The organism is Daejeonella sp., from assembly GCF_030684675.1.
In the GTDB taxonomy this organism is placed as follows: domain Bacteria; phylum Bacteroidota; class Bacteroidia; order Sphingobacteriales; family Sphingobacteriaceae; genus Daejeonella.
Genome location: NZ_JAUXXZ010000028.1, coordinates 64,005 through 81,353, shown reverse-complemented (window position 1 = coordinate 81,353; position 17,349 = coordinate 64,005). Strand labels below are relative to the sequence as shown.

The window sequence follows — 17,349 nt, the reverse complement described above, 5'->3', positions numbered from 1 at the left end:
GGATTGAATCTTTCACATCCTTTGGATGTATTTTGTACAGAAATAATAATGATGCCATGATAGCAGTAGGTTACAGGGTAAAGTGTTGAAAGGGATATTGGCATTGCTAAAAGCTATCTTAACCTGAGTCGATATAATAAGGGTAAAAAATACGGTTATAATTGGTCTGATGAGAATCTGGAGTCCTTAAATTGATTTTTGGAAACCAATGCTTGTGTGTTATAGGCTGGTTTAGCCCTTTCCTCCGGAGTATTTCCGGCAAGAAATCCCGTTCTGTTCAAATTACGAATAGCCGGAAGATACCTCCTTCGGCAAGGTTTATTTTACCCCGGGTTATTTTTCATCGGAACGGGCAACCCGGCAAAAGGACCATTTGCCTTTTGAAATAAACCTGGGTGGCAGCTGTAGATTTTTGCCCGGGCAGATTTTTATATTACAAAGGAATTTATAGGCAAAAACTACAGCAGAACACGGGACTGCTGGAACCGAAGAATCACAGACCTTGCTTTCTAAAACAAAAGAAAATATTCAACCTAAATAGTCATGCAAGATTTTATATTGATCTCAGGTTAACTTATTTTCTAAAATATCAGCTGTTCAGTTTCTCCATTTAAAAGTTTTAATCATCTGGTCTATATCCTTTTTAACAAAATCCAAAACCGGCTGTATTGAATCGAGCCTTGGCTGTTCATTGAAATAAAGGGCTCCCCGAAGATAGTTTTTTGTACTATCTGTCAGAAAAAACTGAACAGATGATGCCGTATTTCCTTCAATGGAATAATAAATCCCATAAACCTTTTCTTTGGGATAAGAGATAATTCCCTCATCTATTGCGGTAGCCTTTACAGTGTGTTTAAATGCAAATGTCCTGGCATCCTCGGTAAGCTGATTGAATTCGGCAGCAGAGGAGATAGGCTGATAACTTAAATGGAGCCTTCCATTAAATTTCGGGTAACTAACATTTAGCCAGCATGGTTTCGAATCCCTGCTGCTATCCGGCTGAACTTGTGCGTATTCAGGAAAATCAAAGGTATACGGGCAGTCCCCTGAATAAGTCTGGTATTTTTTTTCAGGAAATTCAATTCTGAAATAGGCCCGTGGTTTTGGAGAATATTCATTGCCACAGGATATAAAAAGGAATGCGATCATGAGAAAAGGATATGGAAAGCGTATTTTCATCAGCTATTCCATATTTCCCAGGATTTTTCTGCCTGCATATGGAGCATTTCCATACCATTCTTTATTGCAGTACCTTTGGCTTTTCCCCGTTTAAGAAATTCCGTTTCTGCAGGATTATAAACCAGATCATAAAGCAGGTGTTTACTACTCAGTAATTCGTAAGGTATATCCGGACATTCTTCAATATTTGGAGCGGTTCCAAGGGGAGTTGTATTTATAATCAGCAGATGTTCATTCATAATATCTGCTGTCAATTTCTTATAACTTAACTGCTTCCGGATGTTTCTTCTTGAAACCAATCGATAAGAAATTCCTAGCTTTTCGAGCACATAAGCAACTGCCCTCGAGGCTCCCCCCGTTCCAAGAACCAGAGCCTTTTGGTGATGCTTTTTTATTAATGGTTTCAACGATTCCTCAAAAGCATATGCATCTGTATTGTAGCCCTCAAGCCTGACATTCATCGAAGAAAGCTCCCCACTGAAAAATGCCTCAACCGGCTGATGATTTACAATTTTTATACAGTTTACAGCATCAATCTCTTTTGCTGCCGGATCAATCCTATCCAGATAATACATAACCCCAATTTTATGGGGCACAGTCACATTTAATCCGCACAAGTCGGGAATACTCTTTATCAGATCAGGAAGATCGCTCAAATTTGGAAGGGGATACAGTTCATACTGATAGCTGTCAAGCCCCTCATTCAAAAATTTTTCGGTAAAATATTTTTTTGAGAAAGAATGTGTCAGCGGATAACCTATCAGACCGTATTTTTTCATGCTAAATTAAATTGATAGCTGGCTTTATCACGTATAAAATTACCTGAACCTATTTTTCTTCCATATTTAGAAAATGATCGAAGGTATCACTTCTCAATCCCAGACGCAATGTTTCAACCGGAATAACATCTGCAGGTGCAATATTTCCAAGATTGATATTGCTACCTATTAATTTAATGAACCAAACCTGCTGAGCCTTTTGTGGCGCTTCCCAGATGATTGTTTCTGCGGGAATCTGAGTTAAAATTTCATCCACCAGACCCTGTCTTACTTCACCTGAATCACGATATAGACCAACATTTCCACTCTCACGGGCCTCCGCGATAACTTTCCAGGATCCAGCTTCAATTTCAGCCTTCATCAAACTGATCCACTTATAAGGAGCAAAGATTTTTGCTGCATCTTTTGAGCCAACTTCCGAAATAACTGTTACCTGTTCGCTAAGTTTACGGATGTACTCACACTTTTCTTCGTGAGGTATGGTAATTGATCCATCGGATACTTCGGCAAACTTCATATCGTATTTATCAAGCACCCGGCGATAATCATCAAATTGATTTCTTATTATAAATGCCTCAAAGAGAGTCCCGCCAAAGTAAACCGGAATATTAGCATCCCTGTATATTTTTAATTTATTTTCGAGATTGGGTGTTACATAAGATGTAGCCCAGCCCAATTTTACAATATCAGTATGTGGTCCTGCAACTTCCAGGAAATCTTCGATCTGACGTACACTTAGTCCCTTATCCATAACCATAGTCAGACCATTCTGACGCGGTTTTTGTGTACGCTCAGGGATATTCTTTAGAGTATAATTCATCTGTTATTATAATTGATTATAGAATGCCCTACAATATGTTTCCATCTTTAAATTCAGGCTATTCACTCAGGTGCAAATCTCCAAAAAAAAATCAAAACCTAAAGGCTAATATTTTTTTCCTTTTCTAACGGGTATAACGGTTAATAATGTCCACAATAACCTTATTTTCATGCAGTTGAGGAAGGTACTCAAATAAAATATGATGTTTTTCCGGATCTGAATTCAATGCAGTCTCGAGGTAAATAAGCGCTTCACTGAACTGATGAGCCGCAAATAGATAAGCCACCATTCTGTAATATAATTCAGCTGAGTCGGGGTTATTTTTAATTCCTTCTGAGATAATCTCGATAGCCGAATCCAGTTTATCCTGCTCAAATAAAATTGAAGAATAATCCAGCCAGGCCTCGATATCCACAGGATTTAATTCCAGAACCTTTTCATAAGCCTTTTCTGATTCTGGCAACTGCTTTAGTTTATATTGGGCATCGGCAATAGCGAACCAGTAATCTGCATTTTTATCATCCAGATCCAGCGCTTTCTTATAAAAATAGAGTGATTCAAAATACCTTTCCTCAAAATCAAGAGTCACACCAATACCAAACCAGGCGTCAGATTGTGTGGGGTCCAGTTTTACTGATTTTTTATAATATGAGCGTGCCTCGTCCATCCGTTCGAGTTTCTCATAACATTCACCGATGGCACAATAAGTATCGCCACTAGGCGGTTCGTATTCAAATGTTTGCTTGTAAACTTCAATAGCCTCAGCATACCGGTCGAGATGAACCAGCGCATTACCCTTATTGAAGTAGGCAGAGGCAAAATTATCTTTGATCAGAATGGCATAATCATAAGCATCAATCGACTTTTCAAAAAGATCCATCTTATTAAATGCATTTCCCAGATTGTACCAGGCAGCATAAGAATAAGGCTCATTATCAATGTATTGCTCATAAAACTTAATGCTTTCTTCCTGCTTATCCAGAACATCATAACAGAATGCCAATTCATATAGCGCATCCTGATTCTCCATATTCTGTTGAAGACATTGCTTAAGGTAGCTTACTGAGTTCTCATAATCGCCCATACTTTGATAGACATAAGCAATGTGAAGCAATATCTCATCCGTGCTTTCAGCAAGGGTCAATGCCTTTTCATAGTTATCGAGCGCATCCTGATGCCGTTCCATTCCCTCATATACGTTCCCTCTGATTGTATAAATATCAGCTTCTGAAGGTTCCAGGGTTTCGGCTCTGCAAAGCGATTCAAATGCAAGATCAAACTGATTGGTTGCCACGTAAAGCTGGGCCTGCTTGATTGAAAATACTGCTGCGAATGGATGCTGATTAATGGCATATTCAGTAACCTGTAACGCCTTAATCGGATCGTTTTTCTCGATATAGTATTCAATTATATTTTCAAATGCCTGAGCATCAAAAAAATACTGATCCTGATTACGGATCATCTCTTCATATCTTTCTACCGAAAATCTGGGATCTTCGGAAAAATCAAACTCAAAATCTTCTTCCATCCTAAAATAATACGATTAAGAACGTTCTCCCGGCTCATTATGTATAAACAATGAGCCATATTTATTTTAAATTAAGGCAAATCGCTAAGTGTTTTGCTTTTATTTTTCAACATCCTGACAAGTCAGAGGCTAATTAGCTGAAAAATAAATAAATAAAGACGCAGCTTTTCGGATATGTTTTTATCATGAAGCTTTCAAAAGCCCTTGGGAGAATTGCTTAACTTTACAAAAATACGAAATTTTATGCAAATAGATATTTTACCGGTTTTACAAGCCCTTGGAATCCAGGCAATCAATGAAGCAAGCAGTACAGGTAAAGTTTGGAACAGTAATGCGCAGCAAAATGTGCATGCAATTTTTTCACCGGTAGATGGGAAGGAGATTGCCTCGGTAAGATTCTCAAATAATTTCGATTATGAAAACACGGTTCTGAAAGCTGGGGATGCATTCAGGACATGGCGAACCTGGCCTGCTCCCAGGAGGGGTGAAGTGATCAGACAATTTGGCGAAGCACTAAGGCAGCATAAGACTGATCTGGGTAAGCTTGTAAGCTATGAAATGGGTAAAAGTTTACAGGAGGGTTATGGCGAGGTACAGGAAATGATCGATATCTGCGATTTTAGCATAGGTTTATCGCGTCAGTTATACGGACTGACCATGCACTCAGAACGACCGGCCCACCGGATGTATGAGCAATGGCACCCGATTGGTATTGTTGGAATTATATCAGCCTTCAATTTTCCTGTTGCCGTTTGGGCATGGAATATGACAATCGCTCTGGTCTGTGGCGATGTTTGTATCTGGAAACCTTCAGAAAAAACTCCGTTGACAGCTATTGCATGCCAGCATATTTTACAAAAAATATTTGAGGCGAATGATGTTCCTGAGGGAGTATCATGCCTTTTAGTTGGTGACCGCAGCATAGGAGAACTATTGAGTCATGATAAACGGATAGGCCTGGTCTCAGCAACGGGTTCAACCCGTATGGGAAAGGCTGTTGGAGCAGCGGTTGGTGCACGTCTTGGCAGGAGTTTACTGGAACTTGGAGGAAACAATGCCATCATTATTTCTAAAGACGCAGATCTTGAAATGTCGTTGGTAGGTGCCGTATTCGGCGCAGTTGGAACCGCCGGACAACGTTGTACTTCAACCCGCAGGCTGATCATTCACGAAAGTGTTTATGATACTTTCAGGGATAAGCTGGTGAATGCTTACAGGCAATTGAAAATAGGGAATCCCCTCGATGAAAATATGCACGTTGGTCCCTTGATCGATAAAGACGCCGTTAGGGCCTATCTCAACTCTATTGAAAAATGTAAGGCTGAAGGAGGCAATTTTGTAGTAGAAGGTGGTGTTCTTGAAGGGGAAGGGTATGAATCAGGATGCTATGTAAAACCTTGTATTGCAGAGGCAAAAAATGAATTTGAGATCGTCCAGCACGAAACCTTTGCCCCAGTTCTCTACCTGATGAAATATAAAACCCTCAACGAGGCAATCGCAATGCAAAATGCTGTTCCGCAAGGGCTTTCATCAGCAATCATGACCCTAAATCTGCGCGAGGCAGAGCAGTTTCTTTCCTGTTCGGGATCAGATTGCGGCATAGCCAATGTGAATATCGGTACTTCAGGTGCTGAAATCGGAGGGGCTTTTGGAGGCGAAAAAGAAACTGGTGGCGGCAGGGAATCAGGATCGGATGCATGGAAGGCCTATATGCGTCGTCAAACCAACACGATCAATTATTCGGATAAATTACCGCTTGCACAGGGAATTAAGTTTGATCTATAATCTAACGTAAGTTAGATATTAAAATATCTAAAGATTAATATTTAACCACATAGATTGAAGCGAAGCTTCAAGACTATCTGTGTCTAAAATGTAGGTTGGCAACTTTAAAATGCTATGTTTCTATGCGGTTTTTAAATATTATGTCAAGTTCAAGTTAATCTAGTAATTATCAATCTTTAACACTTAACAAAACATAGCCATTTGCTGAAAGTAAGTCTTTATTATCATTGAAATTTATCTGATTCCATACTATTTGCAGCTTCAGGCCATCAAATTCAAGATTCTGTGAAAGCAATTGTCTGGAGACCTGCAAGGCTTGTTTATTGGCCAATTTCTGCCTCTTCAATTCCATATCCAATTGATTGATTAAGGTATCCAGGATGATATATTTTTCTTCAGACCCATAATGCACTTTCAATTTATTCTGATTTACCACACTGGTAATGAGCAATTTTTTTGCATTTATTATGTTTGACAAAGTATCAGCAGAAATACTCAGGGGAAGCATATAATCTGCTTCATTCAATGGGAGAAGGTCCGCATTAAAGGCTTCGGCCATGTTCATCCCAAGATTCAGTTTAGAACCCCTGGCATCATCCGGCTGAAGGTTCAGATAGGTGTATAACCAAAGTTTCTGCCTGCTTTTTATCTCCCAGTTACTGGTACGGGAATCATATTTCTTCTTCTCATTAACAGAAAGCAATGAATCAGCAACTATCCCCGGATCCCGCTTTAGAATCGGGCTAAAACTTTCCAGGCCATGCATATTTACAAGATAATCTACAATATTAATCATCCGGGTCATATCTTCTTTGCCCGGCTTAAGTTTTAATGCAATGATCTTATCTCCCTCAAGTGATCCTTGCTTTTCGAACAATTGCTTCAGTTCATTGATCTGCGATCTCCTTGATGTAGAAAATGCCCCCTGCGGGCCATATACAGATAATACCGTAACCAGACACAAACTGAAAGGGATAATCATGATATTCTGACTTTTTGAAAGCAGGAAATAGGCGTTTATAAAAGCAAGCCAGGCCGCCAGAATGATCAGAAAATAACGTTCCTCAGTAATTCCATAGTCAATAACTCTGGCCAAAACTGCCCATACAAGCAATAGTATCAATGGGATTAGTACATAATAAAAACTGCGACTGAATGTTTTCAACCATTTATTTTCATCCTGATCTCTGACAGGATATATGAGGAGCAGTGATAAAATCCCAAAAACTGCATATCCAAGTATCAGATTTGAAACGAGACCTTTGGGAAGCTCCCATTCGATCAGGATCTTAGCTTCATAAGCAAGCAGTATAATTGCGTATACCGTAGCCAATGGAATGAGAACGAACTGTGTAAATATTTTAAGTCCGCCGGGATAGGTTTTATCCTCTTCAAGTTCATTTAAATTTGCAGGAACTCCCGACAGGAAAAACACGGTTTGAAAGATACCAGCTATCCAGACCCATAGTATGGCAAAGGTATCCCACTCAAACTTGAAATTAAACAGGAAATTCATTGATCCAATGGCAGCCGCAAGCCCAAGAAACAGTGCTGCACTATAAATTCCCCCGATTAAAAAGCGAAGAAAAATAATCCTGTTGAATTGCCAGAAGGCATTGATATGGCCCTTTCCGAAATAAGCAGCAAAGGAAACTGAAAGATGAAAGGCCAGTGCCAGCAAAATAAATCTGAAAAAATCCGTTTCACGCTTTAATGGGTCGATCAAAAAGAATAAACCAACATTAAGGAGTAACATTATAAGCCTGAACAGGTTCTTTTTCAGGACTGAATAAAAATTGCTTTCTGATAAAAGACTGAGTGAAATTGACAAAACAAGACCCAGATTAGCTATCAGGAGAAGCCTCACACAAAGGCTTTCTGCTGCCATTTTGAGGTCACTGATCTCTATGAAAACCGTCGCCGCCACGGTACCCAGCAGAGCAAATCCAATTTCGAGCGGGAACCGCAACAAAACACTCCTTATGGAATGGACAAAAGTCTGCAGGGAAGGGAATTTCATGAACGGTAATTTACCTAAAGATACTAAAAGCTTAAATTATTGTCGCTTAAAAATCAGCTAACCAATAACTTATACCCCTTTCCGTGCACATTGATAATCTCCACTTTCGGATCTTCTTTCAGGTATTTCCGGAGTTTGCTTAGGAAAACATCCATACTCCTGCCATTGAAGTAGTTATCATCATGCCATATTGAGATTAATGCCTCTTCACGGGTTAGAACCTCATTTTTTTTGAGACATAAAAGCCTGAGTAATTCTGCTTCCTTAGTTGATAACTTTTGCTGGGATTCAGCATTTGTGATCAGTTGTGCGGTATAGTCAAATTTATAATTGCCGATGTCAAATTTTGATTGCTGATCTGAGGCTTCAGTCTTATCAGAATCTGAGACCCGTTTAAACAAAGCGTTGATCCTTAAAAGCAATTCTTCAATACGGAATGGTTTTGTGATATAATCATCTCCACCTAAATTATATGCTTCAGCTTTATCCTCGATCATGGTCTTGGCTGTTGCAAAAATGATTGGAATATGTGGGTTAATACGGCGAATGTCTTTACCCAGTGTAAAACCATCCTTTTTGGGCATCATCACATCGAAGATACACATATCAAAATGGTCGTTATTGAACGCTTTAAGAGCTTCGTCGCCATCCTGACAGAGTACAACTTCAAATTTTCCTTTTAATTGCAAATAATCCTGTAAAAGCATACCCAGATTCGGATCATCTTCGGCTAGTAATATTTTTTTCATATCAGGGATTCCAAAAAAGGGAAAATATTATTTTCATTAACCTGCTGTTTATGCCACAGGTTTTAAAGGGAGACTTATCTCAAATTCTGATCCAACATCCTTTTCACTCTTCACTCTGATCGTTCCATTCAGACGTTTAACAATATTATTTACATAGCTTAACCCTAAACCAAAACCTTTAACATCATGCAAATTGCCGGTTGGTATCCGGTAAAACTGGTCAAATATCTTTGATAGCTGATCTTTACTCATCCCAATTCCCTTATCAGCAACCTTAATAATGAGGTTTTTACCTGAGATGAAGGTACTGATCTTTATTTGAGGATTCTCAGGACTATATTTATTAGCGTTATCAAGCAGGTTAAAAATCACATTTGACAGGTGAAGTTCATCTCCGGTTACTGTAGAATATCCTGCTTTTAGATCTAGCTCAATGCTAGCATTCCTCTTCTGAAGCTGAAGTGACATGCTGTCGACTATCGCTGAAAGAAGGTCGTTCATGTCCACATCCCTGTGTTCAAGTTTCAGATCACCTTTTTCAATTTTTGCAATGTTAAGCACCCGTTCAATGTGACTTCCCAGACGAACATTTTCATCGTAAATGATATTCGCCAAACGTTCAATGCGACTCTTATCTATTGTCAGTTCAGGATCTTTCAGAGCCTCACTCGCGATCATGATGGTAGCTACCGGAGTTTTAAACTCATGGGTCATATTATTGATAAAATCAGTTTTCATTTCTGATATCTTCTTTTGCATCAGAATAGAATGAATGGTATATCCGAAGCTGAAGATCAGTATGAGCAATAAGCCACCCGATAAACCCATCATGGCTGTCATATTAGAAAGAATGATGGAATTTTTATCAGGGAATGTAATGGTTAACATTCCTGAATCCCTGATCATATCCTTTGGAAAGAGTGGGGTTTCATAGCTATTATAGGGCAGGAACTTCGTTTGATTAGAAGCCCTTGTAAAAATAAGTGAGTCCCGCTCTGCAGAAGTGACCTTGTACTCATAATTGCTCAGAATTGAGAGATTACGTAATTCTGCTCTGAGCATGGAATCAAGTGTCTGCGGATGAACACGTTTGTTCAGTGGAACATCAACCTCCCGGTACTCCTGATAAAGATCTTTAAATACATCTGCCTTCTTTTGATTCTCTTCAGCAAAATATTGCTTCACTTTCTGTACTCTATTGTCCTGTTCGGCTTCATTAACATCTGGTGGGCGCGGTATGTTCCTTAATCTTGGGCGCGGTATAGTACGTAGAAACGCCCCCTCAATTGGATCGAAAACGATATACTGAGTTACAGAATCGGGTAATAATCCCGGAGCGGATCCGGATATTGCCGCGTTTATTTGCGGATAAGCTTTGGGGGCTCTCGAAATTGTCCTTCGGGTTTGTTCATGGATCTGACCAAAGGCGTCCTCAACCTGATAGACATCAACCCGAAAGTTATATTCAAGATCCTTTAGCTCAGAAGCTGTAACCGCATCATTAAAAGAAACCATATTTGGATATCTTGCCCTTAGCAGACTGTCCCTGATCATGAATATACTATCAGCTTTTCTTTGCTGAACCAGCATATAATTTTCATCCGACATTCTTGGCCTTCTACGTTTAATCCTGACAGGCTTTTCAGGTGCTGCTACAAAAACCGGTGCCCTTTCGATGATTGGTGGTTCGGGAAGACTGATAAACTCGGCCTTTTTCTCAAGAAAATTATTGGCATCTCTTTTAGCCAGGCGTTCAACTACATTATTCAAAGCTTCATGCACTGACTGGTCAAACAAGCGCGATTGAAGTTGGTAGGACTGCCTGAAAAAATACCATTGCATTCCCATCACCCCCAGCAAGGCGATGGTCATTAATCCAATTATTAAACTGATGCTTTTACTCTTCATCCTGAAACAAAAATACGCAACACTCTCTTTGTCAATATAGTTTTAACATATTTTAACAAAGCATTAACAAAATCCCATTCATAAGCCATTTACTTTTGGTTCTGCAAGCCAGATGATTAGGCCCTAATTGTTGTTCTTATTGATCAATGATTCAATCCTGACAAGCGGTTCAATAAACCCAGCATTTAAATAATAAACTAAAACCAAAACATATGAAAAGGTTCATTCTCAATCCACACCTTATGCTGATGGGATTTATTACCCTAATCGTTGTAAGTTCAGGCACTTCAGCTAAGGCACAGGTAGAAAAAAAAATCAATCAAAGCATTATTATTAAGAACGGCGACACGATAATTAATGGAAAAAAATTAAGCGAGGCAGATCAGGAAGAACGAATGCGCTTAAGGAAAGAGTTCAAGGATATGGAAGGTCGTATTAAAGGCAAAGGCGGGTCTCTTGAAAAAAGAGTAATTATTAAGCCTAAAGATGGAATAGATAAAGAGATCATCATTAGCCGAAAAGGAGATGCCCCGCATGTTTTGTATTGGGAAGATGGCGATTTGAAAGAGTTTCGATTTGATTTGAAAGATAGAATACCGGGCGGGTTTGATGTTTTCAAGTTTAATGGAGACAGTAGCATGTCATTTAACTTTAATACGGATACCATTATGAAAGAATTCAGGTTCCAGATGGATGGATTGGACAGTAATCTCAGAAAACGTATCATCACAATGCACGGGGGTATGGCCCCGGGAGCACCTGTTATGCCTCGAATGCCTCGAATGCCAAGGGCACCAATGCATCCTGCTCCACCCATGGCTTTTGAATTTGAAAGAAGTGAATTTCCGGGCATGAGGAACAGGAATAATTCTTCTTCATTTAATTTTAATTCCACAGACAAAAATGGTATAACCAGCAGGATGAATATCCGCCTTAGCGATGCAGAAAAAACTCAGTTGAAAACTATCACCGGTCTTGAAAATACGGAAAATCAACTGGATGTTAAAGACCTGACTTTATTTCCGAATTTTTCAAATGGTAAGATTGGAATCTCCTTCAATTTAGAGAGCAAGGGGCCGATAAAGCTGAAGATTCTGAACACTGATCTGAAGCCATTATTTTCGGATGAACTTAGCAATTTTAATGGATCTTATATGAAACAGATACCATTAGCAGAAAATGGGGTATATTATATTACTATAGAGCAAAATAAAGTTTGGTTTATAAAACGATTGGTTAAAGAATAATAATTTGTTGAGAATCAAAAAGCCCCGCTCCGGATTACCGGACGGGGCTTATGATTTTATGGTGTTTCAGACTAATGATCAGAAAGGAAGATCATCATCGTCGGGAGCTGAACTGATGTCAACCGGAGCCGCATATTCAGGAGCAGCCTGAGCAGAGCTACCAGAACCCAGAGGATTTATTCTCCATACAGCAAGGGTATTAAAATAAGATGTTTTGCCCATTTTATCTGTCCATGCACGTCCGCGAAGGTTAAAAAACAATTCCACCTGATCGCCCACCTTAATATTATCGAACAGATTCACTTTATCCTGAACTGCCTCAAACTTCACAAATTCCGGATAAGTAGGATTTTCTGCGTATTCAAGTATTAACTCACGTTTTTTGAATTTCTCGCTCACGGTAATTACCGGTGAGATCTCATGTACTTTACCTTTTATGTCCATGTTATTAAAATTATTGATGTATTCTGGTTTTAGATCGTACAAAATTAACCGACTCGTTTTGCAAAAACCTGCCAGCGGATACGATTTGTAAAAGTATAAAATTAAGGCAGTTTTTAATTGCTAACTTCGCAATTTATTATGCAAGTTTTCCACACAATAAGCAAGATCATCATAACCTGCAACAATCGCCTGGCTCCTTATCTTAAGCAAGAGGTAGAAGCATTGGGTTATGAGATCAAGAGAGCATTCAGTACCGGTTTGGAGCTGGAAGGAACCATCAATGATTGTATCCCTCTGAATCTGAATTTGCGTTGCGCAAGTCAGGTTTTATATTCCATTAAAGCATTTACAGCTGAGAACCCTGCAAGACTTTATAAGGAATTACTGGAAATATCATGGGAAGAGCTGATTGACTTTACAGGCTATTTCTCAGTAAGTTCAACTGTCGATAATGAAACGATCACCACTCCGCTTTTCGCAAATCTGAAAGTGAAGGATGCAATTGTTGACCGCATAAAGGAGAAAAAAGAAATCAGGCCAAATACCGGACCCGAGACAAACAAAGCAGTTATTCACCTCTATTGGAAGGAAAATGACGCTGAGATATTTATAGATACCTCTGGCGAAACATTGGCTAAACATGGATACCGCAAAATTCCCGGTAAAGCGCCAATGCTGGAAGCACTTGCTGCAGGAACCATCATAGCTACAGGATGGGATAGAAAAAGTCCATTTGTTGTCCCAATGTGTGGATCAGGAACTCTGGCGATTGAAGCAGCCTTGCTTGCAACTGATAAAACGCCGGGAATGTTTCGCATGAACTATGGTTTCATGCATATCATTGGTTACGATGAACAGGTTTTCTTCGAAGAAAGACGCAAACTCAAGGAGAAGGCAAAAAAAGAGATTGATTTCAGAATTGTAGCCACTGATCATTCGGAAGATGCGATTGATATTTCAATAAAAAATGCAAAAACTGCCGGTGTTGATCATCTGATTGATTTTTCAGTTTGTGATTTTGCGGACACCGAAGTACCCGAAGCTGCGGGGATAGTTATTTTTAACCCCGAATATGGTGAGCGTCTTGGAGTTCATACTAAACTTGAAGCTACCTACAAACGGATTGGTGATTATATGAAGCAGAAGTGTAAGGGTTACAGAGGATATATTTTCACCGGAAACCCTGATCTTGCAAAAAAAATCGGCCTGCGGGCGTCAAGAAGAATCGAATTTTACAATGGCAAACTCGATTGCAGGCTATTGGAATACGAATTATATGAAGGCAGCAAAAGAGACCCTAAAACTGAACCATGATCAGCTTATCGCTGAAACAGTAAAGTTTGTTAAGCATACTTTAGAAGGCGCCGAAAGCGGACACGATTGGTGGCATATTCAGAGGGTATGGAATAATGCACTTCAAATCATAAAAACAGAGTCAGCCGAGCAACTCACCGTTGAATTGGCTGCATTACTACATGATATTGCTGACAGCAAATTTCATGATGGTGACGAGGAAATCGGCCCAAAAAAAGCAGAGGATTTTCTTTCTTCACAACAACTGCCTGAAAATTTGATCCTGCATGTTCAGCAGATCATCCGCAATATGTCATTCAAAGCAAGTCTTGGAAAGGTAGAATTCCACTCAAAGGAACTCGAAATTGTACAGGATGCCGACCGTCTCGATGCAATTGGTGCCATTGGAATTGCGAGAGCATTCACTTACGGAGGCTTCAAAAACCGTGAATTATATAACCCCGAGGTTCCTCCAGCTCTTAATATGAGCAAGGAAGAATATAAAAATTCTGCCGCCCCAACTATCAATCATTTTTACGAAAAACTGCTACTGTTAAAAGATAAAATGAATACTGAATCCGGAAGGAAGATTGCAGCAGAAAGGCATTTGTTTATGGAACAGTATCTGGAGCAATTTTATAGGGAATGGAAGGGGAAGTAGGGAATGGAAAATAGGGAACTGGAAATCGGCAACAGGAAATAATTGTTATGGCTTAAATTCTACTTCCTGTTATTATTGTTAGATAATATTCAGCAAGCCAAAATAAATCAGCATCATTATACCGCTTAAGAGGGTCATTCTCGACATGTTCTTAAAATTTGCATTCACCGGATCCCGGTAAACTTTGGCAAACCACCTGAGAAATAATACAAATACCGGGGCAGAGACAATCAAAAACAACCAGAAATTCCCAAGTAATTCCAATCTGTCCCAATAAATGAAAAGGAGAATTCCGGAAAGCAGGAAAAGGCAGGCTGAAAAGTAAAAAGAACCCCGGATACCTAAAATGAGGCTGAGGGTCTTATCTCCCCTTTTCGAATCCTCTTCATGCTGATACACCTGAGTAAGCGGATAAGTTGCACCAATCAGACAGGAACAAATGAGTCCGGCAAGCGTAAAATTCAAATTCCATCCAAATAATACATCAACACCCGAAATTGAAGCATAAGTGCTCCAGTAAACAAAGGCTCCCTGAAAAATAAATACAATCATGAAACTTATAACAGGATATTTCTTCAACCTGATTGAAGGATGACTATACATTTTAGAAAATACCCCATAAATAAGGACTGCAAAAAATAAGATCCAGTTAACATAAACTGTTAATAATAAGGCAATTATATCAAGTAAGAGGGGAAAATAGTACAGACTCTTATCAACAGGCGGTGGATTTTCTATAAGTGCAATACTCCCTTCGTCTTTATCAAAATAACTATTGTAACCGTTACTGGCAGGATATACCAGCAGATGCCAGATAACAAAAGTTAAAATTGCATCCTGCCAATTGATTTTTGGTACCTGAGATAGCGCAAAGAGAAACACTGGCAGCAGGAAGACAGAAAACAATAAGCGTAAATGCAATAAAGTGGATACAGTCGGAAAGAAACTTCTTAAAAGATTCATTTACTAAATTAACATTTTATACTCCAATCAGTCCTCAAAGCTATATATGGTTTGAATAAAAAATATAGGATCAATTCTGGCTTATATATTGTAATTAAAACCAAAAACATAAATATTTAGTAATTTACTGATATGAGCAGTTGCATTAGCGCGATTGGTACCGCAAACCCAAAATACCGAATTCCACAGAGTGATATTTATCATTTCATGCTCAAGGCATTCAAACTCAATGATACCAATGCTTCCCGGCTAAAAGGAATTTATGATCATTCAGGAATTGAACATCGCTACTCGGTAATACCCGATTTCGGGGAAAAAGAATGTAATAACAATACTTTCTTTGGGAAGACTGCTGATTTTGAGCCTTTTCCCGGAACCCGCGAACGACTAAATTTATATCAGGATACTGCAGCAGATCTTGCAGCAGAAGCTGTTAATGATTGTATAACCAATCATACTGAGATTCTTACTCCTTCGATTACTCACCTGATAACTGTCAGTTGCACAGGCATGCACGCCCCCGGAATTGATATAGAGCTGGTTGAAAAACTAGGTCTCAACCGAAATATAGAACGAACCTGTATTAATTTTATGGGTTGTTACGGCAGCTTAAATGCCCTTAAAGTTGCTGATTATATCTGTCGCGCCGATCCCTCTGCAAAAATCCTGATTGTTTCAGTTGAACTCTGCACACTTCACTTTCAAAAGGAAAACACTCTGGATAACTGGGTTGCTAATTCGCTTTTTTCGGATGGTGCCGCTGCGGTTATTGTAGAAAACAGTGATGAAACAAAGACTCGAAATAAGCATCTTTTGCTTGATACATTTTATTCTGAATTTTTGAATGAGGCCAGAAACGAAATGGGCTGGTATGTTGGGGATGCGGGGTTTGAAATGAAACTGACTTCGAAGGTATCTAAACTGATTTTAAAACATATTCAATCCATTTCCAATAAACTACTGAGGAAAGCAGGCCTGCAATTCAAAGATATCAGTTGTTTTGCAGTACATCCCGGAGGAAGAAAAATCCTTGAGGCGGCTGAGAATGCACTTGGATTTTCTTCTATGGCAAATCGCTTTGCCTATGATACATTAAGGGATTATGGAAATATGTCGTCTGCCACAATACTATTTGTTCTCAAAAAGCTGATGGACGATCCGGAGGGGATTGGTGGTGAAAACATTCTTGGCTTTGCTTTCGGACCTGGCTTAACAGTCGAATCTATGATCTTAAAAAGAAGTGGAAATGCCTGACTTTAGTCGCAGAAGTTCGGAAGAAGAAATGATGGACGATTTCTCATTGGGACATGAGATTATCGACCCCATCATGGATGAGCTTGAAGTAGTAAACAAGTTTCTGGGTGGGTATAATGTGTTTTTCGATGCTTTCCAAAAGATAGGCATAAAGGATGGGATGATCATCAGTGATTGGGGTTGCGGTGGCGGAGATTCATTGAGGGTAATTGCCAAATGGGCACGCAAACGAAATCTTAAAATCCAATTAGTTGGAGTTGATGCTACTGAATCAGCCATCGAATATGCAAGGGTAAAATCCGGAGATTTTCCGGAGATCTCCTATATTCTAGCCGACGTAATGGGTGAACAACTTATTAGTAATCAATTTGATATTGTAATATCAAGTCTGTTTACACATCACTTTGCTGATGAAAACTGGATCAGAATGATTCAAAAAATGGCTGATTGTGCTGCTGAATATGTGGTGATCAATGATCTGCACCGACATTGGTTTGCCTACCATTCCATCGGCGTTTTAACCTCAGTTTTTTCAAAATCTGAAATGGTTAAACACGATTCCAAACTTTCTGTACTCCGCAGCTTCAAACGGGAGGAGCTTGAGAAGCTATTGAAAAAAGGAGAATTTAAAATTTTTTCGATCAAATGGATGTGGGCATTCAGATGGCAAATATGCATTGAAACAGAAAAAAATAAGGAGAGAAGAGGTATCTGATTTG

General features: G+C 39.2%; 15 protein-coding genes. 6 read left to right on the top strand and 9 right to left on the bottom strand.

Going from position 1 to position 17,349, the window contains the following annotated elements; genetic code table 11:
• Window positions 1-597: 597 nt before the first annotated feature.
• The 4 genes from gldD to Q8M41_RS05460 all read right to left on the bottom strand — a co-directional run bounded on the left by gldD (window position 598) and on the right by Q8M41_RS05460 (window position 4,306).
• Entirely contained in the window at window positions 598-1,149 is a 552-nt protein-coding gene (gene gldD / locus Q8M41_RS05475; protein WP_305364244.1) for a gliding motility lipoprotein GldD, read from the bottom strand.
• Window positions 1,150-1,178: 29 nt separating this feature from the next.
• Window positions 1,179-1,958 carry a shikimate dehydrogenase gene (locus Q8M41_RS05470; RefSeq protein WP_305364243.1) on the bottom strand — a complete coding sequence of 260 codons (780 nt, stop codon included), beginning with the start codon at window positions 1,956-1,958 and terminating at the stop codon, window positions 1,179-1,181.
• A gap of 49 nt (window positions 1,959-2,007) precedes the next feature.
• Complete coding sequence (locus Q8M41_RS05465) at window positions 2,008-2,778, bottom strand: phosphosulfolactate synthase (RefSeq protein ID WP_305364242.1); 771 nt, start codon at window positions 2,776-2,778, stop codon at window positions 2,008-2,010.
• Window positions 2,779-2,902: 124 nt separating this feature from the next.
• The gene (locus Q8M41_RS05460) at window positions 2,903-4,306 is read right to left on the bottom strand and encodes a lipopolysaccharide assembly protein LapB (RefSeq protein ID WP_305364241.1); all 1,404 of its coding nucleotides are present in this window, start codon (window positions 4,304-4,306) and stop codon (window positions 2,903-2,905) included.
• A gap of 243 nt (window positions 4,307-4,549) precedes the next feature.
• On the opposite strand from Q8M41_RS05460, the gene Q8M41_RS05455 reads away from it, so the two are divergent.
• Window positions 4,550-6,091 carry an aldehyde dehydrogenase family protein gene (locus Q8M41_RS05455; RefSeq protein WP_305364240.1) on the top strand — a complete coding sequence of 514 codons (1,542 nt, stop codon included), beginning with the start codon at window positions 4,550-4,552 and terminating at the stop codon, window positions 6,089-6,091.
• Between the two features lie 169 nt (window positions 6,092-6,260).
• Here Q8M41_RS05455 and Q8M41_RS05450 read toward each other — a convergent pair whose 3' ends face one another.
• From Q8M41_RS05450 to Q8M41_RS05440, 3 genes are read right to left on the bottom strand one after another with little or no spacing between them, the layout of a single operon-like run.
• A complete protein-coding gene (locus Q8M41_RS05450) occupies window positions 6,261-8,111 on the bottom strand; it encodes a DUF4153 domain-containing protein (RefSeq protein WP_305364239.1) in 1,851 nt (616 codons plus the stop codon).
• 53 nt (window positions 8,112-8,164) lie between these two features.
• Complete coding sequence (locus Q8M41_RS05445; RefSeq protein WP_305364238.1) at window positions 8,165-8,860, bottom strand: response regulator transcription factor; 696 nt, start codon at window positions 8,858-8,860, stop codon at window positions 8,165-8,167.
• 48 nt (window positions 8,861-8,908) lie between these two features.
• On the bottom strand, window positions 8,909-10,768 hold the full coding sequence (locus Q8M41_RS05440; RefSeq protein WP_305364237.1) for a sensor histidine kinase KdpD: 1,860 nt from the start codon (window positions 10,766-10,768) through the stop codon (window positions 8,909-8,911).
• A 212-nt stretch (window positions 10,769-10,980) separates the two neighbouring features.
• On the opposite strand from Q8M41_RS05440, the gene Q8M41_RS05435 reads away from it, so the two are divergent.
• A complete protein-coding gene (locus tag Q8M41_RS05435; protein ID WP_305364236.1) occupies window positions 10,981-12,015 on the top strand; it encodes a hypothetical protein in 1,035 nt (344 codons plus the stop codon).
• A 78-nt stretch (window positions 12,016-12,093) separates the two neighbouring features.
• Here Q8M41_RS05435 and Q8M41_RS05430 read toward each other — a convergent pair whose 3' ends face one another.
• Window positions 12,094-12,459: a DUF3127 domain-containing protein gene (locus tag Q8M41_RS05430; RefSeq protein WP_305364235.1), complete on the bottom strand. Its 366-nt coding sequence runs from the start codon at window positions 12,457-12,459 to the stop codon at window positions 12,094-12,096.
• A gap of 138 nt (window positions 12,460-12,597) precedes the next feature.
• Between Q8M41_RS05430 and Q8M41_RS05425 the strand changes: the two genes are divergently transcribed.
• Window positions 12,598-13,773, top strand: a complete 1,176-nt coding sequence (locus Q8M41_RS05425; RefSeq protein ID WP_305364234.1) for a class I SAM-dependent RNA methyltransferase — start codon at window positions 12,598-12,600, stop codon at window positions 13,771-13,773.
• On the top strand, window positions 13,736-14,413 hold the full coding sequence (locus Q8M41_RS05420) for an HD domain-containing protein (protein ID WP_305364233.1): 678 nt from the start codon (window positions 13,736-13,738) through the stop codon (window positions 14,411-14,413). The genes Q8M41_RS05425 and Q8M41_RS05420 overlap by 38 nt, the downstream gene beginning before the upstream one ends.
• 78 nt (window positions 14,414-14,491) lie before the next feature.
• On the opposite strand, the gene Q8M41_RS05415 is transcribed toward Q8M41_RS05420, so the two are convergent.
• Window positions 14,492-15,376: a UbiA family prenyltransferase gene (locus Q8M41_RS05415; RefSeq protein ID WP_305364232.1), complete on the bottom strand. Its 885-nt coding sequence runs from the start codon at window positions 15,374-15,376 to the stop codon at window positions 14,492-14,494.
• Between the two features lie 132 nt (window positions 15,377-15,508).
• Between Q8M41_RS05415 and Q8M41_RS05410 the strand changes: the two genes are divergently transcribed.
• On the top strand, window positions 15,509-16,630 hold the full coding sequence (locus Q8M41_RS05410; protein ID WP_305364231.1) for a type III polyketide synthase: 1,122 nt from the start codon (window positions 15,509-15,511) through the stop codon (window positions 16,628-16,630).
• The gene (locus tag Q8M41_RS05405; RefSeq protein ID WP_305364230.1) at window positions 16,623-17,345 is read left to right on the top strand and encodes a methyltransferase domain-containing protein; all 723 of its coding nucleotides are present in this window, start codon (window positions 16,623-16,625) and stop codon (window positions 17,343-17,345) included. Before Q8M41_RS05410 ends, Q8M41_RS05405 begins: the two co-directional genes overlap by 8 nt.
• Window positions 17,346-17,349: the final 4 nt, after the last annotated feature.

What these genes read in the sequence shown, in the direction of transcription:
- Q8M41_RS05430 (WP_305364235.1), bottom strand. Translation starts at nt 12,459, where the DNA reads ATGGACATAAAAGGTAAAGTACATGAGATCTCACCGGTAATTACCGTG.
- Q8M41_RS05460 (WP_305364241.1), bottom strand. Translation starts at nt 4,306, where the DNA reads ATGGAAGAAGATTTTGAGTTTGATTTTTCCGAAGATCCCAGATTTTCG.
- Q8M41_RS05450 (WP_305364239.1), bottom strand. Translation starts at nt 8,111, where the DNA reads ATGAAATTCCCTTCCCTGCAGACTTTTGTCCATTCCATAAGGAGTGTT.
- Q8M41_RS05415 (WP_305364232.1), bottom strand. Translation starts at nt 15,376, where the DNA reads ATGAATCTTTTAAGAAGTTTCTTTCCGACTGTATCCACTTTATTGCAT.
- Q8M41_RS05405 (WP_305364230.1), top strand. Translation starts at nt 16,623, where the DNA reads ATGCCTGACTTTAGTCGCAGAAGTTCGGAAGAAGAAATGATGGACGAT.
- Q8M41_RS05455 (WP_305364240.1), top strand. Translation starts at nt 4,550, where the DNA reads ATGCAAATAGATATTTTACCGGTTTTACAAGCCCTTGGAATCCAGGCA.
- Q8M41_RS05465 (WP_305364242.1), bottom strand. Translation starts at nt 2,778, where the DNA reads ATGAATTATACTCTAAAGAATATCCCTGAGCGTACACAAAAACCGCGT.
- Q8M41_RS05470 (WP_305364243.1), bottom strand. Translation starts at nt 1,958, where the DNA reads ATGAAAAAATACGGTCTGATAGGTTATCCGCTGACACATTCTTTCTCA.
- Q8M41_RS05410 (WP_305364231.1), top strand. Translation starts at nt 15,509, where the DNA reads ATGAGCAGTTGCATTAGCGCGATTGGTACCGCAAACCCAAAATACCGA.
- Q8M41_RS05445 (WP_305364238.1), bottom strand. Translation starts at nt 8,860, where the DNA reads ATGAAAAAAATATTACTAGCCGAAGATGATCCGAATCTGGGTATGCTT.
- Q8M41_RS05420 (WP_305364233.1), top strand. Translation starts at nt 13,736, where the DNA reads ATGAAGGCAGCAAAAGAGACCCTAAAACTGAACCATGATCAGCTTATC.
- Q8M41_RS05425 (WP_305364234.1), top strand. Translation starts at nt 12,598, where the DNA reads ATGCAAGTTTTCCACACAATAAGCAAGATCATCATAACCTGCAACAAT.
- Q8M41_RS05440 (WP_305364237.1), bottom strand. Translation starts at nt 10,768, where the DNA reads ATGAAGAGTAAAAGCATCAGTTTAATAATTGGATTAATGACCATCGCC.
- Q8M41_RS05435 (WP_305364236.1), top strand. Translation starts at nt 10,981, where the DNA reads ATGAAAAGGTTCATTCTCAATCCACACCTTATGCTGATGGGATTTATT.
- gldD (WP_305364244.1), bottom strand. Translation starts at nt 1,149, where the DNA reads ATGATCGCATTCCTTTTTATATCCTGTGGCAATGAATATTCTCCAAAA.